The organism is Paenibacillus sp. Y280, from assembly GCF_056786335.1.
In genome coordinates this window covers 311,236-334,029 of the sequence record NZ_JBXCIW010000003.1, presented here as the reverse complement: position 1 = coordinate 334,029, position 22,794 = coordinate 311,236, and the positions used below count along the sequence as shown (strand labels likewise).

At 44.5% G+C, this 22,794-nt stretch carries 20 protein-coding genes; 5 read left to right on the top strand and 15 right to left on the bottom strand.

What is annotated here, in order from left to right; all coding sequences use genetic code 11:
* Positions 1-16: 16 nt before the first annotated feature.
* The 10 genes from AC1TPC_RS06110 to modA all read right to left on the bottom strand — a co-directional run bounded on the left by AC1TPC_RS06110 (position 17) and on the right by modA (position 10,469).
* On the bottom strand, positions 17-913 hold the full coding sequence (locus AC1TPC_RS06110) for a RimK family alpha-L-glutamate ligase (protein ID WP_482065958.1): 897 nt from the start codon (positions 911-913) through the stop codon (positions 17-19).
* Positions 914-924: 11 nt separating this feature from the next.
* Positions 925-1,098 (bottom strand): lysine biosynthesis protein LysW, encoded by a 174-nt coding sequence (locus AC1TPC_RS06105; protein ID WP_482065957.1) that lies wholly within the window; start codon positions 1,096-1,098, stop codon positions 925-927.
* 108 nt (positions 1,099-1,206) lie between these two features.
* Positions 1,207-2,871, bottom strand: a complete 1,665-nt coding sequence (locus AC1TPC_RS06100; protein WP_482065956.1) for an ABC transporter substrate-binding protein — start codon at positions 2,869-2,871, stop codon at positions 1,207-1,209.
* A 64-nt stretch (positions 2,872-2,935) separates the two neighbouring features.
* A complete protein-coding gene (gene opp4C, locus AC1TPC_RS06095) occupies positions 2,936-3,856 on the bottom strand; it encodes an oligopeptide ABC transporter permease (RefSeq protein WP_482065955.1) in 921 nt (306 codons plus the stop codon).
* A 16-nt stretch (positions 3,857-3,872) separates the two neighbouring features.
* On the bottom strand, positions 3,873-4,823 hold the full coding sequence (locus AC1TPC_RS06090) for an ABC transporter permease (protein WP_482065954.1): 951 nt from the start codon (positions 4,821-4,823) through the stop codon (positions 3,873-3,875).
* Positions 4,824-4,852: 29 nt separating this feature from the next.
* On the bottom strand, positions 4,853-5,854 hold the full coding sequence (locus AC1TPC_RS06085; RefSeq protein WP_482065953.1) for an ABC transporter ATP-binding protein: 1,002 nt from the start codon (positions 5,852-5,854) through the stop codon (positions 4,853-4,855).
* On the bottom strand, positions 5,829-6,860 hold the full coding sequence (locus tag AC1TPC_RS06080) for an ABC transporter ATP-binding protein (RefSeq protein ID WP_482065952.1): 1,032 nt from the start codon (positions 6,858-6,860) through the stop codon (positions 5,829-5,831). The genes AC1TPC_RS06085 and AC1TPC_RS06080 overlap by 26 nt, the downstream gene beginning before the upstream one ends.
* Positions 6,861-7,171: 311 nt before the next feature.
* A complete protein-coding gene (locus AC1TPC_RS06075; protein ID WP_482065951.1) occupies positions 7,172-8,239 on the bottom strand; it encodes a right-handed parallel beta-helix repeat-containing protein in 1,068 nt (355 codons plus the stop codon).
* A 179-nt stretch (positions 8,240-8,418) separates the two neighbouring features.
* The gene (locus AC1TPC_RS06070; protein ID WP_482065950.1) at positions 8,419-9,288 is read right to left on the bottom strand and encodes a helix-turn-helix transcriptional regulator; all 870 of its coding nucleotides are present in this window, start codon (positions 9,286-9,288) and stop codon (positions 8,419-8,421) included.
* A gap of 335 nt (positions 9,289-9,623) precedes the next feature.
* On the bottom strand, positions 9,624-10,469 hold the full coding sequence (modA, locus tag AC1TPC_RS06065) for a molybdate ABC transporter substrate-binding protein (protein WP_482065949.1): 846 nt from the start codon (positions 10,467-10,469) through the stop codon (positions 9,624-9,626).
* A gap of 161 nt (positions 10,470-10,630) precedes the next feature.
* Between modA and AC1TPC_RS06060 the strand changes: the two genes are divergently transcribed.
* The gene (locus AC1TPC_RS06060; RefSeq protein ID WP_482065948.1) at positions 10,631-11,581 is read left to right on the top strand and encodes a substrate-binding domain-containing protein; all 951 of its coding nucleotides are present in this window, start codon (positions 10,631-10,633) and stop codon (positions 11,579-11,581) included.
* A gap of 22 nt (positions 11,582-11,603) precedes the next feature.
* The gene (locus AC1TPC_RS06055) at positions 11,604-12,377 is read left to right on the top strand and encodes an alpha/beta fold hydrolase (protein ID WP_482065947.1); all 774 of its coding nucleotides are present in this window, start codon (positions 11,604-11,606) and stop codon (positions 12,375-12,377) included.
* A gap of 148 nt (positions 12,378-12,525) precedes the next feature.
* Here the strand turns inward: AC1TPC_RS06055 and AC1TPC_RS06050 are convergent, their stop codons facing one another.
* Genes AC1TPC_RS06050 through AC1TPC_RS06040 form a run of 3 tightly spaced genes read right to left on the bottom strand, consistent with a single transcriptional unit; the run spans position 12,526 to position 16,325 of the window.
* Entirely contained in the window at positions 12,526-13,692 is a 1,167-nt protein-coding gene (locus tag AC1TPC_RS06050; RefSeq protein WP_482065946.1) for a Ger(x)C family spore germination protein, read from the bottom strand.
* Entirely contained in the window at positions 13,689-14,795 is a 1,107-nt protein-coding gene (locus AC1TPC_RS06045) for a GerAB/ArcD/ProY family transporter (RefSeq protein ID WP_482065945.1), read from the bottom strand. The genes AC1TPC_RS06050 and AC1TPC_RS06045 overlap by 4 nt, the downstream gene beginning before the upstream one ends.
* 18 nt (positions 14,796-14,813) lie before the next feature.
* On the bottom strand, positions 14,814-16,325 hold the full coding sequence (locus tag AC1TPC_RS06040) for a spore germination protein (RefSeq protein ID WP_482065944.1): 1,512 nt from the start codon (positions 16,323-16,325) through the stop codon (positions 14,814-14,816).
* Between the two features lie 286 nt (positions 16,326-16,611).
* Here AC1TPC_RS06040 and AC1TPC_RS06035 point away from each other — a divergent pair, with 286 nt between their 5' ends.
* The gene (locus AC1TPC_RS06035) at positions 16,612-18,516 is read left to right on the top strand and encodes a glycosyl hydrolase family 8 (RefSeq protein WP_482065943.1); all 1,905 of its coding nucleotides are present in this window, start codon (positions 16,612-16,614) and stop codon (positions 18,514-18,516) included.
* Between the two features lie 92 nt (positions 18,517-18,608).
* A complete protein-coding gene (locus AC1TPC_RS06030) occupies positions 18,609-19,616 on the top strand; it encodes a LacI family DNA-binding transcriptional regulator (protein WP_482065942.1) in 1,008 nt (335 codons plus the stop codon).
* A 121-nt stretch (positions 19,617-19,737) separates the two neighbouring features.
* On the opposite strand, the gene AC1TPC_RS06025 is transcribed toward AC1TPC_RS06030, so the two are convergent.
* Entirely contained in the window at positions 19,738-21,570 is a 1,833-nt protein-coding gene (locus AC1TPC_RS06025; RefSeq protein WP_482065941.1) for an ABC transporter substrate-binding protein, read from the bottom strand.
* 159 nt (positions 21,571-21,729) lie between these two features.
* On the opposite strand from AC1TPC_RS06025, the gene AC1TPC_RS06020 reads away from it, so the two are divergent.
* On the top strand, positions 21,730-21,942 hold the full coding sequence (locus AC1TPC_RS06020; RefSeq protein WP_482065940.1) for a hypothetical protein: 213 nt from the start codon (positions 21,730-21,732) through the stop codon (positions 21,940-21,942).
* A 98-nt stretch (positions 21,943-22,040) separates the two neighbouring features.
* On the opposite strand, the gene AC1TPC_RS06015 is transcribed toward AC1TPC_RS06020, so the two are convergent.
* The gene (locus tag AC1TPC_RS06015; protein WP_482065939.1) at positions 22,041-22,682 is read right to left on the bottom strand and encodes a Bax inhibitor-1/YccA family protein; all 642 of its coding nucleotides are present in this window, start codon (positions 22,680-22,682) and stop codon (positions 22,041-22,043) included.
* Between the last annotated feature and the right edge of the window lie 112 nt (positions 22,683-22,794).

Here is a 22,794-nt window from a genome sequence, read left to right as displayed (position 1 = left end):
TATATAACCTCCCTATCTACTTGGAAATAACCGCGAGGTTTTCCCTGTTTTTCAGTTCTATCGTTTCCTTCACATATTGTGCGATATGATAAGCCACATCGACGCCATGGATTTTCCACGACTTCGCAAATTCCGGGTTTTGATTCACTTCACATACGACGTAGCGCTGTTCCTTATAATCATAAAATAAGTCTGCACCATAAATGCCTTCCCCTAATACCTCAGTCAATCGCCTGCAAATAGATGCAATCTCGTCATTAATTGCGATTGGGTCGATTTCCGCACCTAAATGTGTATTCGTCTTCCAGTTATCAGCTGAAACCCGCCGAAACGCTACGATTGGTTTACGGCCGACAATGACAACGCGTATATCATAATCCCCCTTCTCTACAAATTGTTGCACTAATACCGGAAATGATTGATGCCCAGGGTCGACGGATTCTCGCGCTGCAATCCAGCCATCCAAGCATTCTTTCCCAGTGATTCTCGCAATTCCTCTGCCCCATGATGAAGTTGCTGGTTTAATGACGCAAAGATCTCCAAATGAACGTAGCGCATCAAACAGCTTCTCAGGCGTAAAAGCTATTTTAAAATGCGGCTGAGGAATGCCGTGCTTCTGAAACACAATTGCTTGATGTATTTTATTGGTGCAAATCGTAATCGCTTTGACCGAATTCAGCGTTTCTAGACCGGCCAGCTCGAGCAGATGTGCTCGATTCAACGCGTTTTTCTGAGAAAGGCAGCGGATCAGCGCGAGCCCGAAGGGCTCTACATCAGAGCCCCCTAGCGGCAATTCCATTGAATCCAGATTCACTTGTACGTGAATTCGTAAATTTTTGAGATGTTCGATAATGCGCTGCTCTTCCTCCCGAAGCTTCGTCACACACAATAAAATAGCGCTATTTTGGTCCATATATTCGTTACCTACTCTCCCCAAGTTTCTTCAATTTCTGGAGCCAGAGCAATCGTGACGAGGTTGGATGCTACTTGAACTTCATGTTCTTGTCCGCAAGCTTCGCATTCCACGATTTCACCCGTAGTTGCTTGTTCTTCCACTTCGATATCCGACTTGCAAACTAAACAATTTAAATCTGCCATTTTTCTTGCACCTCCTGCAATTTTTGATAGAACTATTTATTATAAAGGAATAAATTCCTCATAACCGATTTATGACGGCATGGCTTCTGCTTCTGTTGCCAGCTGCGTCTATTTCGTTTCCAAATCCCACTGGTTTACATTGTTGAACGTACCCAAATTGAGCGGTTTGCCTACGAGAACGCTTTTTGATACGACCTGCAAACGTTTCTCGGAATAGACAGCGAGCGTTGGGACATCTTCATGCAACACCTCTTGCAATTGGTTATAGATCTCGTGACGCTTCGCCTCTACGATTTCTTGTTCCCCTTTTTTGATGAGTTCGTCGACTAATGGATTGTTATATCGAATTACACTTTCGGGATCATTGCTTTTATAGGTTGTAAAATAGAGGCTTGGCTCGATATAGTAATCTCTTGTGAAAATGGTAAGGTCATGCTCGCCTTTCTCGACTTTATCGATCAACGTAGGGAAATCGAATTTTTGGACGTCTATCTTAATGCCAACAGCTTCTAGGTTTTGTACCAAAATATCAGCCGCTTGCTCGCGAACCTTATTTCCTACCGGAATCAAAAACGTAAGCTTGCGTTTGGAGTCCCAGCCAGCTTCTTGCAGGAGCTGCTTTGATTTTTCCGGATTGTAATCGTAATTTGCAATGTTCTTATTAAAGTATGGGTGCGAGCTTGGAACTCCGCCGTCAATAATTTCTGCCTGTCCCTTCAAGAGCTGATCGACGATGAGCGGACGATTCAAGGCATGTGCGATCGCTTGACGGATTTTTTTATCAGACAGCTTCTCCGTATTAAAGAAGATTTCAGCCGGCTCAGAGGCAGTAGCTGATGTTACGTTCACATTCTCAAAGCCCTTCACTTTATCGTAATCGGTAATCGGGACAAGCCCGACCGGTAAAGAGTTCATTTGAATTTCTCCTGTTTGCAGCTGTGCTACAAGATTAGCGGCTGGAAGCACCTTTATGAATATGCTGTCAATCTTAGGTACGTCGAGATAGTAATTCTCGTTTTTTGCAACCTCAACGAATTGGCCCTTCTCATAGTTTGCATATTTATATGGACCAATCGTCACCTTCGGCTCCTGAAAATAGGGATTTGTTGATAGCTGCTCCGGATCAGCGTCTTTGAGAATATGCTCCGGCAAGAAATTAACCTTAACTCCGAATCGTTCATTGAACACTAGCGGATCAATTGGCGTTTTAGTCTTGATCTCAAAGGTGGTCGGATCAATAATTTTGAGACCCGAAATTTCCGTCGTCCCTTCGTCTAGCTTCCCTGCATCATTTAATCCTTCTATGAAATTGAGCTGGAATGAAGTATCGACTTTAGGGTGAAGCGCAAGCTTTAACGTAAAAGCGACATCTGCCGTCGTAAACGGCGTTCCATCATTCCATTTGGCATTAGGCTTCAGTTTGATCTGAAACGTCTGATTATCCTTCGACTCGATGGATTCCGCGAGCTTTGGCAAAAACGCTGCCGAATCGATTACATCGAGCAAGGAATCATTGAGTAAATTGATCGGGGCGAGGGAAGCCGAATTATCCTGTGTATTGATCTGGTTTAAGGTGACAGGAGCATTGACGATTCCGATGTACAAGGTTTTTTTGGCTTTGACATCAGGAGTTGCCTCCTGTGCATTTGTCGCTTCCGAAGCAGGCTCGTTTGTTGCTTCAGCATCTGTTGGTGCTGCTTTGCTGCACGCCGATAGCAAAATCATTAATATCGTTAATAATATAAGTCCTTGTAATCGCAGCATTCTTTTCATTGGTATCTCTCCCTATTGTCTGTTTGCTTTTTTTTATTTAAAAATCATCTAAATGGTTTGTTTGCTAAGGTCTCGCATCCAATGCGTCGCGCAGTCCGTCGCCTACAAAGTTAATCGCTAGAACGGTAATGAGTATGACAAAGCCGGCTGGTACCCAAAGCCACTGCTGCTCGGTCAATACGGTTAATGACTGTGCATCGTACAGCATGTTGCCGAGGCTCGCCTGGGGAGCTTTGACCCCCATTCCCAGAAAACTCAGGCCGGCTTCGCTAAGAATGGTACTGGCCACCCCAAAGGTTGCATTTACAATGATAGGACCGAGGGCATTGGGCAAAATATGCCGCAGCAGAATGCGTGGCGTACTATATCCAAGTGCTATGCCTGCTCGGACAAAATCCATTTGCTTATAGGACAGAACACTTCCACGGACCAGCATCGCAATTGTTGGCCATTTGAATAGCGCGAGGACGATCATAATGGTCGATACGTTTGCGCCAAGTACACTAACGATGACGAGAACAACCATCATATAGGGAAAGCTCAAAAAGATATCAGTGATTCGCATTAGTCCCATATCCAGCCACTTGCCATAATAACCGGCCATCATTCCGATGAAAGTACCAAATGTCACATACAAAGCAACCGTGGAAAAACCAATCAACAAGGAAACCCTTGTTCCGTAAAGTAATCGGCTTAACACATCCCTGCCCACTTGATCGGTACCTAACAAGTGCGAAAGCGATGGACGAGCCGAGAAAACGTCCGTAATTTCATCGGGATTATGCGGCGCTAGCCATGGCGCCAAGATAACGATACTCAGCAGCAGAAGGGTCGTCACAAGACCCCACACCGCTAGCTTGTGCTTGAAGAACTTGCGCGTCACTTGCTTAGTGTAGCTCTCCATTTCGCTAGCTGGTTGCTCGTCCTCATTCCCCACACCGGAGGCGAAAACGTCTTTCCTCCATGGAATCTCCGGTATGGACATTTTCTCAGGCCTCCTGTCAGCTGTATTTAATCCGTGGATCGACGATCGAATAAATGATGTCCGTGAAGAAATTTGTCGAGAGTACGACGCAAGCAGCTATAATATTTAACCCCATTAACGTTGGGTAGTCCCGCGATAGGATCGACTCCATCGTTAATTGCCCGATTCCCGGCCACTGAAATACTTGCTCAATAATAATGCTTCCGCCAAGCAGCAGAGGAATTTCCGTTCCGACAACGGTTATAATTGGGATTAATGCATTGCGAAGTGCATGCTTATTCGTCACCATAAATTCACTTAGCCCCTTCGCACGAGCCGTTCGCAAATAATCCTGGTTGAGTACATCGAGCATGCTGGCGCGAACGTACCGAACCTTTTTACCCGCGATCGTTACACCCAGTACTAAGACAGGCAGAATCATATGTATGAGGACATCTCCGGCCCCACCTGTTCCTCCAAGTGTCGACATCCCTCCTGTAGGAAGCCATTTCAGCTGAATGCCTGCCAGATAGATTAATCCTAGTCCTAGAAAAAATGGAGGAATCGACGTGCCGAGAAAGGATAAACCCGTCATCATATAATCGAGCTTCGAATTCTGTCTGACTGCGCTTATTATCCCTACTGGAATGGCGATCAATATCGCTACCAGCATCGATGAGGCTGCGAGCAGCAAGGTTGGCCCAATCCGTTCTCCTATTAATTGTGATACGGGGGCGAAGCTGCTGAAGGAATAGCCGAGTTCTCCGCTAAAGAAACCGCCGAGCCATTTCACATATTGAATATAGAGCGGATCATTCAGTCCGAGCAGCTCCTTCCTCAGCTCCAGCATTTCTTTCGGGATATTTGGATTGATCAGCATATCTACGGGATTACCGGGAGCCATGTTCATGATGAGAAAATTCAAAATCGTAATCCCGAAAAATACGGGAATGGCAATCAACAGTCTACGAACAATGTATGTTCCCATCCAAGCCCTCTCCTTTTCTCGCCTTCGCGTTATGCAAGTGGATAATGGCATGCCACAGCATGGTCGTCTACTGCAAGCACAGGTTCCACTTGCGTACATAACTCCTGCACGTAAGGACAGCGGGTATGAAACCGACAGCCAGCCGGTGGATGGGCGGGACTAGGCACATCGCCGTGAAGGAGAACGCTCTTTTGCTTTCTTAGCGTCGGGTCCGGTGGAGGATACGCGTTCAACAGCAATTGCGTATACGGATGCCTTGGCTTGCGAAATAAATCGTTTGCGGGAGCTAGTTCCACAATTTTACCCAAATACATGACAGCAATCCGGGTACTCATCTGCTTCACTTCACCAATGCCATGGGCGATAAACAGATAGGTAAGCTTCAGCTCATCCTGCAGATCCTGAAGCAAATTGAGAATTTGCGCTTTAATCGAAACGTCGAGCGCAGACACGGGCTCATCGCATACGATCAGCTTAGGTCGGAACGAAATCGCTCTGGCGATACCGATTCGCTGACGCTGCCCACCAGAAAATTCATGCGGATAGCGATTGCTAGCCGAACGAGGCAGTCCTACCAGTTGAAGCAAATTGTCTACCTCACGCTGCACCTCGCTCCGCTTCACCAGCTTGTGAGCTATTAAAGGCTCCGCAAGCGTGTCGTAAATCCGAATTTTTGGATTTAAAGAGGCATAAGGGTCTTGAAATATCATTTGCAGCTGTGTGCGCACAGGCTTCAGCTGTCGCTGCGAATAGTGCGTAATATCTTCATTATTAAATAGTATGCGACCCGATCGAGGATTTTCCAGCCTAACGATGGTGCGCCCAATCGTCGATTTACCGCAGCCCGATTCGCCAACAAGGCCAACGGTTTCTCCCTCATACAAGGCAAAGCTAACATCATCAACAGCCTTGACATGACTCGCCGTATGCGAAAATAATCCACTTCGAATAGGGTAATACGTCTTCAATCCTTCGACCTGCAAAAGGGGTTGCTTCAGTTGCCGGTTATCGAGCGAGCTCTGGAATGCCATGCGATCCCCCTTGTACTTGGTCTGCAATCGTTATTTCCGCAGCGCTCGCCAACCAGCATCGCACGCTATGCCCATGTCCTGCTGGCATGAGCTCAGGCTGCGCTTGTCGGCAACGCTCGACGGCATGCGAACAGCGAGGATGGAATCGACATCCTGCAGGCATATGCTGCAACGAAGGAACCACACCTGGGATCGCATGCAATCGCTCCTTGTTCTCTTGATCAAGGCGCGGGATCGACTTCATTAATCCTTGCGTATAAGGATGCTGAGGCGCTCGGAAAAGAGTAAATACATCCGCCGCTTCGACCACTTGCCCTGCGTACATGACGATCACATGATCCGCCATTTCAGCTACTACGCCTAAATCATGCGTGACTAGCAAGATCGCCGCACCGCTTTCTGACTGAAGCTCTTTCATCAACTCGAGAATTTGCGCCTGAATGGTGACATCAAGTGCCGTCGTCGGCTCATCTGCAATGAGCAGCTTGGGTTTGCACACGAGCGCCATTGCAATCATGACACGTTGACGCATGCCGCCTGACAAAGCGTGAGGATACTCCTTTAAGATCGCTTCAGCCCTAGGAATCCCCACCTTTCTTAACATCTCTGCCGCAACGACCTTTGCTTCTTTACGCGTTAAGTTCAGATGCAGGCGGATCGTTTCTTCCATCTGCTCTCCGATCGAGAAGACCGGATTCAATGACGTCATCGGCTCCTGAAAAATCATTGAAATCTCTTTGCCTCGAAGCTTGCGCAGCTGTGATTCCGTGCAATGGGTTAACGCTGAACCATCGAACCGTATCTCTCCTCTGCGAACAGAACCATTTGTTCCGAGCAATCCCATGATAGAAAGAGAAGTTACACTCTTACCGCAACCCGATTCACCAACAATCGCGATAGTCTCTCCATGCCCGAGCTTAAAGCTTACTTCATCAACCGAAATCATTTCTCCCTGATCGGTCCGAAAAGCTACCTGTAATCGATCGACTTCCAGCAGCTGCCCCACTCACTCACCTACTTCCACAAGGGCATATTCAATTCATACAATTCCTATGAGATTTATAAACTTTAACTACACCCAGCATACCAAAATGTAAATTGATTGAATAATAGAACAATTCTATAAACAAATAGAAAATTGTACCAATGAATACATAACTATCAATAGCTGATAGGAGGATACAAATTAGAGGGGGATGAGGAAAAGTGGTGATCTTTAGAGGATTTAGGCTGTGGCATAGAAAAAGCAGCTCTCCCTCAATTGAGGAATGAGCTGCTTCTGAATCTACCAATTATTTTGCAAGCTGCGCTTCATTTTTAGGAACCGTACTTCGCTCCGCCTTCACCGCTCCAAGTCATTTCGACGAATGTAGACGGATTAGCAGAAGTTGCGGTTTTGGAGCCGGATGCATAGAGGCCTCCAGCAACGCCGGACATCGTATAGTCGGTAAATAGTTTATTTGAGCTATAGTTTGTATAAATCATTGCACCTGAAATATTGGTTGCCTTGACATTCTTAAGCTCCAAATTGTTACCGTAAGACACGCCGTCAGAAGCCGTCGTTTTGCTTGTTCTATATGCTTGACCAGTCGCTTTGTTGTTTTTAACCGTTGTATTTATGATCTGTACATAATTGGCTCTCATGAAGATCCCGTTGTTGCCTACAGTAGATTCAGGCACCGTATTTTGGAAGTCAACAGTGCTGCCAATCACTTTTATATGATGTGTGCCTTCTTTGAAGTCAAAGCCGTCGTTTTTTGTTTTTATAGCGCTGCAATTCAGAAAGGTAATATAGCCGCTTTTGTCCGCATTAGGACTAGTCGTCCAGTTTTGATCCGCATCACCTACATAGAAGCCTTCTCCAAATTTGCCGCTTGTCCCCGCATTTTGCACAGTGGTGTTCGAGATCAGCCAATATTGGCTGTTTTTTCTAATCTTAACGGCTTCCGACAGCGAGTTTTTGCCCGTCACATTGGTTATGAAACCATGCGAAGCCTCAATTAGCAATACTTTGTTTGATTTGGAATTCGCGTTAATCGTCACATTTTCCAGCTTGTAATAATTATGCTTGATATGAACTGCCGCATTGCCTGCAGATGCAGTGAAATTAAACGTAGCGCCGCTTCCCGTTCCCCTGATCGTGATATACTTGCCTGCAGAACCGCTTTTGGATGTGGCAATCGATCCATCCGATATGTTGTACGTTCCTGATACTTGAATAATATCGCCGGGCTGAGCACTGGCTAAATAGCTGCGCAGAGTGGCAACATTGCCGGCTGGTACTGTTTTTGTTGCTGCTTCAACGGTATGACTTGGGTAAAACGCGAATACAAGCATGAAGCAAAGTAGAGATAATACGGTTAGCTTTAATGATTGTTTATTCATTTTCAAACCTCCCTAGTTTTTCATACACTTTCGATTAGAGCCTTATCATTCGTTACCGATGAGGTCCATCCCCGTCATACTCGTAAAGCCACCACCTCTTTCGAATTCAATCAAATACAAAGTTTAAGCGCTTTAATTATAAAACAATTTTAATAACAGTTTTCTGTTCGAAAATATCATTATTCCATCCACATTCGATAACGATGCGGTGTCATCCCATACTTTTTTTTGAACATAGCGATAAAATACGAAGGATAATTGAATCCGGTTTCCCGGCTAATCTCTTCAATGGTCAAAAAATGCATGGCAAGAAGACTTCTCGCTTCCTCCAACCGTTTTTCATTCGTATATTCAATAATCGTCACACCCATCTGCTCCTTGAAGAGCTTGGATAAATAATTAGGGGAAAAATGAAGCTCTGATGCCATATCGTTAATGGTAAACGACAGATTATAATGTCTGTCAATCCATTTCACAATAGCGCCGATAGGCTCGTTCGAGCACGATGCCTCAGGATGCATGGGTGCTGCACTTTTGTCCAGCGAAAAGATATGGCTATTAAAGTAGTTGAAAAAATGAAATAAAAACAAAGTGACTACTTCCTTCTGAAGCTTTGATGGACCGATTGTAAGCATTTCATGCAATTGTAAAAATTGATTTTCAATATAAGAAGCATCCTTGTAGGACAAATGGAAAACCTGAGTTGGCAGCTTCAGTTCCATCAATTGCATAAAAGCAGATGTTAATTGCGGCAGCACCGTGAGGAAACGATCGATGACCGACGTTTTAATTTTTAATATGCTGCGAATGTAATTCGGAGGAACAATGACTTTTATTTCGTGTACTTGGAAAGGTTTGATAAGAATTAAGGTGCCAGGCTTAAGCGAATACATTTGATTTCCAATGTTGTAGCTGCCGGCCCCTTCATGAATATACAAGATCTCCAATCCGTCGTGGGCATGGAAGTATTCAACAGGCTCCGTATTTACCCTTAGATAATTAAAGAGATATAAATTGTCCCTCCAATCGATCGACTTATGAATTTTCATAGCATACCTCCCACATGAATGATCCGACATTCAGAAACAGGAATATAGTTCCGACTGCAACATTTGCATGGATGAACTGTTTGATCCTTCCGTCATATTAATTGATTCCTTTCGTTTAATCATCCAAATCGAACAGCGTTGAATGCTCTTAATAATATTCTTTAGATGAAAGCGTTTTCCTTTTTTTGTGGAAGAGAGGATTGCTTTTCAATAATACAGTGGCAATCTGGTAGATTAATTTCAAATGCCAAATAGCCGCTGTAAAAAAGCAGATCATGATTTCTTCCTAATCTAATATACCTGACTGCCTCTAACGATCGTCCAGCAGGTGCTGCTTAATTCAGAATCGAAAAGCCATATTTAACAAATACATCAAGCGCTTCTTGCGTTTGTAAATACGAGTAAAACTCCTCGGCCTCCTTGGCATGTTTAGTTGCTTTTACGATGCCAATCGGATAGTGAATCGTTTTATAAGATGCTGCATCAACCGCAAAAGCGACCTTTACCTTATCAGTTGTCTGCGCATCTGTTTTATAGACAAAACCTGCATCCGCATTTCCGGTTTCTACATATTGCAATACTTGTCTTACATCCTTCGCTTGTACGGATTTGGCCTGCAACGCAGCCCATAGCTTCGCGTTCGTCAGCGCTTCCTTGGCATAGCTGCCAGCAGGCACGCTTTCCGGAATGCCAATTGCAACTGTTTTCACTTCCGCCTTCGTTAGATCGGTTACCCTTTCAATCGGTGTTTTATCGTCAACAGGAACGACAACTACAAGCTCATTTTTCAATAAATTGATTTGTTGGTTCGGATCAATCAGCTGCTTGTCTACAAGTGCCGTCATGTTCTTAACGGCCGCAGACAGAAACAAATCGACTGGCGCCCCTTGCTCAATTTGCTGCTGCAGCGCACCGGAAGAGCCGAAGTTAAAGCTAAGTTTAATGTGAGTGTGATCAGCTTCATATGCCTTTTGAATTTCTGTTAAAGCGTCGGTCAGGCTTGCAGCTGCCGTGATTGTCAGCTCTACCGCATCGAGCGGCTCCTTTCTGGGCTCAATTGTACTTTCAGCCGGAGCATTCGTATTCAAATTCGTTTTTGGTGCTGTGCTACAGGCTGCAAACACCAGTGCCATGATTATTATAATAGATAAAAACATATAACCTTTAATCATTTTTAACACAATCTACACTCCTTAGTTATATTTAGTTATAATTAACTATATCTAAATATATTATATACCGTTCATCTTATTTGTAAATGCGTTTAACGAACGTACACATCCTAATATGGTACAATGAAAAAAATAGTAAATGGCTTGTACAGAAATTAAGGAGGAGCATCATGTCCAGCGATGTCTCGTATACGACCGAAGAAATTGCCAAGCTGCTGAAAATATCCAAACTCACCGTTTATGATCTTATAAAAAAAGGCGAGCTGCCCTCATACCGTGTAGGCAAACAGATGCGAGTCGACCCCGCTGATTTAGAAGCCTACAAACAGCGCGCCAAAGGCATGCAAATGAACGAGCGTCCAATCATGGCAGACGTTCCTGCACAATCACATGCGCAAGTTTCCCATACCGGGCTCCGTCCCCTCGTTATTACAGGCCAGGATCTCAGCCTTGACATTTTAGCGAAGTATATGGAAAAAAAGATGGACGGTATACGTCCACTGCGCGCGTATGTCGGGAGCCTTGACAGCCTGATCTCGATGTACCGCGGTGAATCCGACATCGTCAGCACTCATCTTCTCGATGGTGATACAGGCGAGTACAACCTCCCTTATATTAGAAAGCTGCTTATAGGCTCCTCTTACATCGTCGTCCATTTACTTTCCAGAAATGCAGGCTTCTATGTCAAGCAAGGCAATCCTTTATCGTTGAAGGGCTGGTCTGATTTGGGCACTCCAGGCTTGCGGATTGCAAATCGAGAGAAAGGCTCCGGCGCACGCGTTTTGCTAGACGAGCAGCTTCGTCTACATGGCTTAAAGTCCAATCAGCTTATCGGATACGAGCAAGAACAAAGCAATCATCTTGGCGTAGCCTCCAAAGTGGCATCCGGTGAAGCTGACGTTGGCATCGGTATAGAGAAAGCCGCATCTATTGTAGGAAATATAACGTTTATTCCATTAATTCAAGAACGCTACGATCTCGTCATGCTAAAAACTGCAAGCAATCAAGCTTGGATTCAGTCCTTGCTCCATATTCTCAGATCCGATGATTTCAAGAAGGAGCTTCAAACGATTTCAGGCTATGATCTGACGCGAACTGGCGAAATTTTATTAGAAACGTAGTGGATACAGAGGAGGATTGGATGTGCAAGGATTACAACGTAAACAAAAAATTCGAGTTCAAAGCGGCCAATTGGAATACATAACGACCGGAAATGGCGGTCCTCCTATTATTTTGATCAATGGAGGTGGAGGGCCGCTGGAAGGCTGGTATAAAATTATGCCTAAGCTTGCAGAGGTCAGCTCAGTTGTTGCCTATAATCGATTCGGAATCGGCGGCAGCGATAAGCCATCTGGGCCTCAGCACGGAATCGCTATTGTTGAATCTTTAAAGGAAATGTTAAATGCTTTGCAAATAAAGCCGCCCTACCTATTAGTCGGTCACTCCTTAGGCGGCTATTATGCCAATTTATTCGCAAGACTTTACTCCGAAGACGTAATGGGCGTAGTTTTGTTGGAAGCCAGCCATCCAAGCGACCTGCTCCTCAATCAGCACCAAGGGAGGTTCGTCCAGACGATAAACAAGATGCTCGGCATGTTCGATTCTTTCTCAAAAACGAATGCATTCAAAGAAGTAAATCACGTTAAGGAAACGGTCGAGCAAATTCAACGATCAAACCCCTTCCCGAATATTCCTTTAGTTGTCGTTACTGGGGGCAAACAACCGCATAAATGGTTCATGCCTGCAGAAGTACATAAGCAGCGTATGGATAACCAAAAAGATTTTCTGAGCCTAAGCAATCAAGCAACTCAAATAATAGCCCCAAACAGCGGACATTTCCCTCAATTGACGGAACCCGAAATCGTAATAAAAGCTGTGAAGGCATGTATTCAATCCATTAACAGCTGCAACAATTAAAGCATCATAAAAAAATGGACATTCGTCTTCGATAAACGGATGTCCATTCTCATTGTTAGTTGCAAGGAAGGAGAAGAAATTCTCTTAAAGCAAAAATGGTCTCTTCCTCGATATGGAGGTTTGTTGCTCGCTTATGTTAGGTCCGTTATTATTTTATTACTTCGTCCTGTGGAAGACCCTGTGGAGCATTTGTTTTCCCTTGTCTCAGAATCGTTACCTTGACATCATAGGAAACGTCTACGGTTGGAAATATTTGGTCCCATTCCTTAGAGGCCTTCTTCCATTGCTTCGGAAAGCTCCGATGGTATTCCTGAGCAAATCCTAAAATATCTATTTTCTTTTCTTTCTGCACCACTTTTAGAGCGTAATTCATCCGATCGATCAGATCCTTTTTTAACTCCTTATCCACACGCTTCAATATTTTCGGATCGCTAACTTTTAGATGGCTTCCGTTTTGGATTACATCAAATTGAGCCTTTGTTTTCACCGTCATTTTCCATTGTCCGTTAACGTATGCAGGTTTAAGCTTTGTACTGCTCCTTAGGAGTCTAACAATCAGAGCACCTCCGGCATCTGGAGGCTCAACTGTGAACAAGTCATCGCGAATTTCGTTGCGGATCCATTGTACGCCTCGCGTTACCTTGTCATTAATCTCTCCGACCATTTTGTCTTTATGGAAAAGAGCCGTACTCTTTGTATAGGCGGAGTTGTCTCTTTTTCTCTCCTCCTCATTCAGCATATCGATGATAGGAATAGCTGAATTGAACGGAGGCTGCGGCATTAATCCGACCAATTCCAACAATGTAATCTCTATTCCTTGCTTCTGCTTGCTTAATTCTCTCAGTACCTCTGTCGTGCTTCGCTCCAATGCTGGATGTATTTCTAAAATCTCTTTGGCTTTTCTTTCACTAATATAGATGTAGGCTCTGGGCCTGGGCTGAGGATGGCGAGCCAAGAAATCAACACATTCACGAATACCTTCCAACCCTACTTTTTTACTAAAGATTACTACTTTGGTATGCCCCCAAAACACTTTGCGAGGCAGCTTGTTTTGAAGACTTACAAAGGCCTCAGCCAATGTTTTTGCCTCGCCGTACCTTACCAAGTTCTCCACATTTTTGTCCCCGTTGATACCTTGACTGCCTCCCGACAATTTAGGGATGTTAATTTGAGCGCTAATCATCCAGCGTCCTTTATTTTTATCAATCGCGATTCCTTCAATCAATGTAATATCGTTTATTTCTGTACGGTCCCAGCAGCCTGTAATGAGAAGCAGACATATGCATATCATCAAGGAATACAGGATACGAATCATTGGTCCACAACCCTTTTCTTCATGCTTCGCCTGCGCAGCGAAGTGATAATTAACAGAAGCAGCGGGAATCCCGTTTGGAATCCCATTAAAATATAGGGCAGCTGTGTACCAAGATAATGTGATAGCCCAGGCAATGTCGGCGGTATCCAGTATGTAAACAGCACCAGCAAAAAGCCAACGGGAAAAACAACATTTCGTATGCTTGACAAGTTTAGCCATTGAGCCGTTCCAAGTGTTACCGAATAATAAAATACTGATATTTTAAGAAAGGCACCCATCACCCAAATGGCCATAACGAGTGATTCAACATGCTCGAAGAAATCGGCAATGCTGATATACCGAACCGCAGACATGAATGGATACAAAATATTGGCAACACCTCCGCCTACGAGGAACAGGAGTACAAAATTTACAAAAACTAAAGTAAAAGCAACGATAAACATAGACATCAAGGCAGACTTCTGCCCTTTCTTTCGATTGACAAGGAAAGGAAGCATAAAGGTGATTAATGCATATTCACTAAACCAGCCCATAGGAGCTAAAGCTCCTTTAATGGAAGGCATGATCCCATTCTCAAACATCGGAAACATTCTCCTTATTTGAAGGTCCGGAAGCAAGAGTATGACGAGAAGCACAACAATGAATATGATAATGGGGACGATTAACTCCGACAATCTTGCAACCACTTCAATCCCTGACCTGACAGCAAATGCGCATACAAGCGTAAGGCTCGAAATAATGACAAGTAGAGGCGTACGCGTCAAAAATAGGCCGGAGATAAACTCTGCGTACTCCTTGATAATCACCCCTGTTACATGCATATAAAATACCAGCATGAGAAGTGCGATGGCTTTGCCAGGAATACGGCCGATGATACGATTAATATATTGGATTATGGTCTCTTCCGGATATATTCGATTCAACGCGCACATGACCAAGACTGTTGTGCATCCTACAATCGACGCCCATATGGGTGAAAGCCATAGATCAAGATGAGCCTTCTCCGCTGTGATGCCAGGCACAATGAGAATGGCGGTCGCGATAATGGTGGGGTACATCATAATGCCCATCTGCAATGCGGTTATTTTACCTTTTTCAACCATTTGGTCCTCACCTTCTACTTATAAATTTTCATTTGGCGGTCCGCCTAATTTAGGGCCTTTACGCAGCATCCACCATGGCTTTCGCAATAGAACATCATGCATTTGCTTTCCGTTCATTGGACCTAGTGGTGACATATAAGGTACGCCGAACGATTTCAACCCGCATAAGTGTACCAGCAGCAGCAGAACACCGAGAATGAGTCCAAGCAATCCAAGCGTTCCCGCCAAAATCATAACGGGAAAGCGAAGCATGCTGAAGGCCATTCCGACAACATAACGAGGTATAGCAAACGATGCAATACCGGTGAGGGAAACGACAATGACCATCGGCGTAGATACGATTCCTGCTTCAACAGCAGCTTGACCGATTACTAATGCGCCGACGATGCTTACCGCAGCACCAACCTGCTTCGGCAAACGCAAGCCTGCCTCTCTCAGAGCCTCGAATGTGATCTCCATAATAAAGGCTTCAACTAATGCGGGAAAAGGTACACGCTCCCGGGCCGTAGCCATGCTCTCAAGCAGAGTCGTTGGAACCATCTCTTGATGGAATGTAAGAACGGCAATATAAAACGATGGCAGCAGAAGTGAAATGATGACGAATAAATAACGCAGCCAACGAATCATAATGCTGAGAAAATAACGGGTGTAATAATCCTCGCTTGATTGAAACAGCGAAAATAAAGTGATCGGTGCAACAAGCACGAAAGGCGTATTATCGACTAAAATGACGACCCGTCCTTCGAGCAGACCAGCTACAGCCACGTCTGGTCGTTCGGTATTCATAATTTGCGGGAAAGGCGAGATTGGGTTGTCCTCAATCAGCTCTTCAATATATCCGCTCTCAAGGATACCGTCAATTTCGATCTTTTGCAGACGTGACAATACTTCTTCAACGATCGCCGGCTTTGCGACTCCTTCTATGTAGGCCACAACGACTCCGGTTTGGGTGTATCGACCGAGATCAAGCCTCTTTGTTTTGAATTTAGGCGATCTAATTCTTCTGCGCAATAGTGTTGTATTCGTTGACAGCATTTCTGTAAATGCATCACGAGGTCCTCTAATGACCGTTTCGGCAACCGGCTCTTCAATGGAACGTTTTTCCCATTTGGCAAGTCCCAGTGCAATCCCTTGGTTTAACCCATCCACAAGCAAGACCGGATTTCCAATAGAAATATGCTCAATGCATTCTTCAATGTTGTTGATGTTCTTTACCACGGTGACAGGTATTTTCTTCTTAATCAATTCCGTCAGCGACAAAATTTCCCCTTCGGTATCATTCATGAGCGGAGTAAGCACATTTTTGTCCAGCTCTGCAATACTCGACATGCCATCCATATAAATAAGACACGCTTCAGTGCTGTTTCCAAAGGTAAACGAACGGAAAACAACATCTGAACAGTCGCTATATAAGGCTTTAAAGGCATGAATATTATCAGCTAAGCTGGAGGAGAGCTGTGTTAGCAAGATAGGAAGCTGCGGCTTCTTGTTTCTGTTCGGACGAGATCTATATTTAGTACGGAAAAACATAGAAATCTCCCTTTCTGGTTCGTTTTGTTTCAGTATCCCCACAAAGTGGGAAATAGTATTCCAAATCAGATCAAATGATTGTTCTGTTCAAAGTTAATTTTCAAATTCATTCTTTTCTTGCATCTAGAATCGGCTTCCATTTGCACAATTAAAACTCAAAAGTTTAAGCGCTTTAATTTTAATTGACATCCCTGTTTTGTCATCCTACAATACAGAAGTGACAGTCATTTTATTTACATGATTTACACATTAAGATCCTATTATCAATGAAAGGTCGTGTTGGATTATGAAAAACAGCTATGTCATGAAATCGCATTCATTCTTTCATTTAAGAACAGTAATGTCGGTTGCCCTGTCCCTTGTTTTGCTGCTTGCTTCTATGCCAGCAGTATTCGCGGAAGAAAGATCTGCCGCAGCATCGAAGCCTCAAAAGCCTTTTCCACAACAGATGACTTACACAAAAGGTACGATTAAACCGAACCATGTCAGTCAGAATCAGATGAATAAGGAGGTTAAGCTGCTCTACAAGGAATGGAAGAAAAAATATATGAAAGTAAATCCATATGATGCCAGCCAATATTATGTTTGGTATAACGATGGCGGTTGGAATGACGACGCAGTAACCGTGTCGGAGGCACATGGCTATGGGATGCTGATTACTGCGATCATGGCAGGTGCTGATCCGGAAGCGAAAAAAATATTCGATGGCATGTATCGTTATTTCCGTGCTCATCCAAGCCAGCTCAACCCAGATCTAATGGCTTGGCAGCAAGCGGATCGCGGTGGCAAGATCATCGACGTCAACGGCTCGGATTCTGCAATTGACGGCGATATGGATATTGCCTACTCCCTATTGCTTGCTGATAAGCAATGGGGAAGCACAGGTGCGATTAATTATCGTGCTGAAGGCATCAAGGTCATAAACGCCATTATGGAAAACGAGGTTCACCCTGAAGATTTTCACCTCCAATTGGGTGACTGGGTGAAGAACTCGGATAGCGAGCCTAGCTTCAAGCCCTCCACTCGCCCATCCGACTTCATGCTTCAGCATATGAAGGAATATGGAAAAGCAACCGGCGATGCACGCTGGGATAAGGTTCTCTCGACAACATACGGAATTATTAAAGATGTGCATGAGAACTATAGCGCTAAAACAGGTCTTCTGCCGGATTTCCTTTATAAGGATGCAGCAGACGGAAAATATAAGCCAGTCAACGAATTCAAATGGGATACGGAAAGCGGTCACTTTTTGGAATCGGAGTTTGATGGTGCCTATAACTATAACTCCTGCCGCACGCCTTGGCGCATCACGACAGACTACCTGCTTACAGGCGGCAAAAGAGCGTATAATCAATTATCCGTTCTAAACAAATTCATAAAGGACAAGCATAAAACGCCAGATAAAATATGGTCGGGCTACACGTTGGATGGCAAGACGAAGCTGAGCGAATGGGATGGCGGGATGGATTTCACCGCACCATTTATGGTCAGTGCTATGATCGACTCTGCTAATCAACAATGGCTTAACGACTTGTGGGATTATCATACGGATGCAGTCAATCCTACAGCAGAAGAATGGCGTTATTACTATGGCAATACCATCCGCTTGCTCAGTATGATTGTTGTATCAGGCAACTGGTGGTCGCCAACGGGAATCGCAGCTACTGATATTTCCGGCCACTGGGCTGAGAAGGATATTATCAAATCTTTATCTGAAGGCATTGCTGCCGGGTATCCTAATGGTGCCTTCAAACCGGATGCAGGCGTGAAACGCGCTGAATTCGCTGTCATGACAGCAAATGCGCTGAAGCTGTCTGGCGAAGGAGCCGCACTCGCATTTAACGACAATCCATCTATCGCGCCATGGGCCAAGCAATCGGTTGCCCAGCTGGTTCAAGCTGATCTATTAAAAGGTTGGATTAAAGAAAGCTTCCTCCCTTCTACCGAGGTTACTCGTTCTGAAGCGGCGATACTCGTTGCAGCAGCATTAAAGCTGCCGCTTGAGGAGCAAGCATCAAATACCGGCTTCTCTGATGACGCCTCTATTCCAGATTGGGCGAAACCAGCAGTCAAAGCATTGGGTATTGCTGGAATCCATTTGTTTAAAGCGCAAGACGCGCCATTCATGCCGAATGCGAATTTAACTAGAGCGGAAGCTAATACAATTTTGCGTAGTCTAGCTGGAAATTAATTCCATCACTGCTCCTAAGCGTTGCATACTGCCAACTTGCCACAAAATGTGGTATGGTAGAACAATGCAGTTATGTTCCAAGGAGCGAAGCGATGATGAAAGTTAGTATTTTTGATGTGGCACGCAGATCCGGATTATCAGTCGTTACCGTCTCAAGAGTGATCAATAATGCGGATACGGTGCGTGAAAAAAATCGAAATAAGGTGCTGCAAGCGATGAAAGAGCTCGATTATCATCCTAATGCTGCCGCCCGAAGTCTAGCTAGAGGAAAAACCGGAGTCATCGGCCTTATCATTATAACGCTGAATGACTCCTTCCTTGATGCTGTTGTTAAAGAAATCAACGATATGTTAGAGGGTCACCACTATCTCCTTGCCTTGTTCATATCCAATGAAGACGAAACGGATCTTCATAGCGCTATATTTCAGGAGGATCGTGTGGATGGCATGTTTATCCTGTCGCCTATTCATGAGGAGCGTTATGTAGAGGAGCTCACACGAAAAAATATTCCATTTGTCATGATTGATAATCAACAGGAAAATTCGTCCGCACCTTCTGTTCAAGTCGATAATTATCAAGGCGGTTATGAGGCAACTAAGCATCTAATCGATCTAGGACATACGGATATCGTCCATATAAGCGGGCCTTCGCTGTTTCTAAGTAGTAAGGAGCGTATTCGGGGATACCTATCGGCAATGGAATCGGCGGGGCTTTCAACACGTATCGAGCAGGGTAATTTCGATATTAATTCCGGCTATGAGATAACCGATCGATGGATCGAATCCGGTACTCTTCCTACAGCCGTATTCGTTGCGGACGATTTGATCGCATTTGGCGTTATGGATGCACTTAAAAATAAGGGCTACCGTCTCCCTCAAGATCTTTCGGTAATTGGCTTTGACGATCAACTCTTCGCAGACCAGTTCCGTCCTGCGCTGACTACCGTTCGTCAACCGGTCGAGCTTATCGGAAGCCATGCTATTGATCTGCTCCTCAAACGAATGGAAAACCCAGACGCTCCTGTTTCTCAAGAGCCTTTGAAGCTGCAGCCTGAGCTCATTATTAGACAGTCAACCTGTCCTCCAGCTGCTAGGAAATAATCGCAAATAAACGAATGAAGCAAAAGAAGGAGCGGCTATATGCCCCTCCTTCTTTTGCAATTTCTATGGATTATCATCCTTAAATCGCGACTGATCCTTCTTCCAGATGTTTTACACCTGATTACTGCAAATTCGCCATAGGACTCGACTCGATGAGTTGAGAAACATCTTCGGTTCGCTCTAGCCATATATCCTTAAAATCGATCCAGCCAAGGGAGTTCACGCCTACCCCTTTAATATTTGGATTGTAAAAGGTGTTAAGCTTTTTGTGAAGCAAAAAGAGGACATGTGTTTCATCCTTCAGCTTCTTTTCGATTTCAAATAGATGATTCCAACGATCCACTGCTCGTTCGCATGCCAATGCAGAATCAACCTTCTCTTTCACCCAGCCACGCAAGCGAGGGTCCAGATGCTCTCTGAGGAAATTGCCTGTCTGCTCATAAAGCTCAATTAAGCACACCTCATCCTCCGCAAACACGACGCAAAACAAGAGACAGTCAGCGTTTTGAAGAACTTCAGGCTCTCTGATGCTCTTCCAGGTCTCTACTTGTACAACAACCTCAATTCCGAATGCAGACAAATGGCGCTGAAGCCATAAACCATCCTGCTCATGTATGCCATAAGTACTTATTCGGATTGCCTCTCCGTTATAGCCAGACTCTTTAAGCAGCTCGATTGCTTGCTCGGATTCGCATTGATCCTGCCATTCGTAAGTAGCCTCATTTGGATGAAACCCTTGAGCAGGATAAATGCGGTCCTCTCCCAGCTCCTTTATCATTTGAGTCCGATCTACGAGTAAATCAATCGCTTTCCGGAAATTTGCGGATTGCTGTGGACCTTCCTTCCCCATATTCCATGTAAGCAAGCTGCATCCGTTGCAAATTGACACTATTTTCTTCCACCCTTGTTCCGGCTGGATATCTCTTATATCGTGATCAATGAGCAGCTGTTCCCAGCTCTTTGTATAAACGACCGTATCCTCTGGCATGATGACGATTTCGACGCCGTCCAAATGGGCTCTTCCTTGAAAATAGCCTGCATTCGCCTGCATCGTGAATCGATCAGCAGTCCAATCGGTGAACCGGAAAGGTCCCGTACCAACCGGCCGCGTCCAAAATAATTCATCCTGTTCCACCAGTTCATGAGGAACAATGGATAATCCGGGTGCACAGAGAAATCTCGGGAATAGCCAGTTTGGATTCGACAGTTTTATTTTTACCGTTCTCTGGCCAATTGCTTCGACTTGTTCGATTGTTCGAACGAACCATCCGGAAGCGCAGCTTCCGTGCAAACGATTGAGTGTATATACGACATCCTCGGCAATTAGCTCTCTGCCATGGTGAAACATGACTCCTTTGCGCAGATGAAAGGTCCACACCTTGCCGCTGCCATCATGCTCCCACGCATGTGCGAGCGACGGAACGACTTTGCAAGCATCACGGTCATATTGGACGAGGCAGTCGAACAGCTGCTTGATCATATGAGCACTGAATGAATAATAAAGATCTTTCGGATCGAGCGTCAAAATCGGTCGATGTACGGGAAGCCGAAGGATGTCGGATTCAATATCATTAAGCTGCATCGTGCGGTAACCGAAATGTCCATTCAACCATTCCGCGAATAAGCTTCTTGCGGCTGTCCCGTCTCCATAGCTATCAATAAGTTCAAACGCTTGCTTATACTCGCCTTTAGTTGCAAGAAGCTGCGCTAGCTCAAGCAGCTTTTTTTCTTTTGCAAGCAGGAAGGTTATTTGTGATCGGTTGCCTCGCCCGCGGCCTGCTATCCATTCGATGAAGCCCTCCTCTTCAAGCTTTCGGAGGATCAGCTTCACGTTGCGTGAGGAACAGTACAAGGCGTCTGCCAGCTGTTCCAATGACACCTTTATTGCTTTGCCAGCCCCATCAGCACCGGCAAACTTCGAATATAACAACAAATAACGTTCATGAGTCAACAAAAGGCAATCCTCCTTAACGTCTGAGTGTACGGTTAAATAAAAGGGGAAATATACGAAAACGATTATACACTTTTTATCCCCTTTTAACGACTGCATAATAAAAGGACCAACACCCCACACAAAAATAAAACGGGAATGGTTCTAAGGAGGATGTGGAGTATGATGATTGATCAATATGTCGCTGAACAATTATGGAATGAACGTGAGCGGGAATTGGAAAGAAAAATTCGCCGAGGAGATTTTATCGAATATGGTACGCCGAAAGTCTCTTTTTTCAGAAGATTATTCTCAAGTCGTAGAGTGGGTAGGTATGGCTCATCCAAAAAACAGAATCCCTCAGGCTGCAGCCATCAAGAAACAATGGAGGAATAAATGAACCAGGCTAAACTTTTGACCAATAAAAAAGGTTAATCTTCATGGAAGAAGATTAACCTTTTTGTATCGTTGTGAAAAGAATTCAGCCTGAGAGCTTAATCATCCAGCAGTGATTTTACGAATCGAAGAGCAAAAATGATGATGTTGACCAAATCCAGATAAATGTTCACAACCATCAATGGAATATCACTATCATCGAACCCTTCCTTGGACATCCGGTTAAAGTCATACAACGTATAACCGATGAAGATAAGCAAGCCGAAGCCCGCGAATAGCGTTTCCATCATCCCATCGAAAGGAAATATAAATTGCATAAGCCCGATTACGAGAAGTCCAATCAACGATGCGAACAGAAATCCGCCTAAAAATCTGAAATCCTCTTTCGTGTAGGTTGCATAGATCGCAAGACCGGCATAGACGATAACCGCTACCGCTACGGTCTGGATGACAGTGCTCGTACCCATCGAGGCGATATAATAGCTTAAAATAAATTGCAAGGTAGCTCCCGATACCACCATAAATGCGTACATTAGAGAATAGCCGATCGCTTTCGATTTGCGAAGAAATACGATGGCAAGAATAAGGCCGATCTCCAAAATGAAAAGCGGAATTCGAGCAACGCTCGGCAGCATCGTTCCAATAAACATCCCAATCACCGATACGAGCAGTGCAAAGAAAAATGTGAGCATTAATTTTTGCATGGGCTTTCTATACCCGCTTGATTGACTATTAATCATCTTCTTTATCTCCCCAGCATAAGTTTTTTTATAGACCCAATAATAGCATAAACGACGTTTATAAAAAAGTAATTTTTTACATAATATGTTTGCGATTTAAACAAAAAAACCT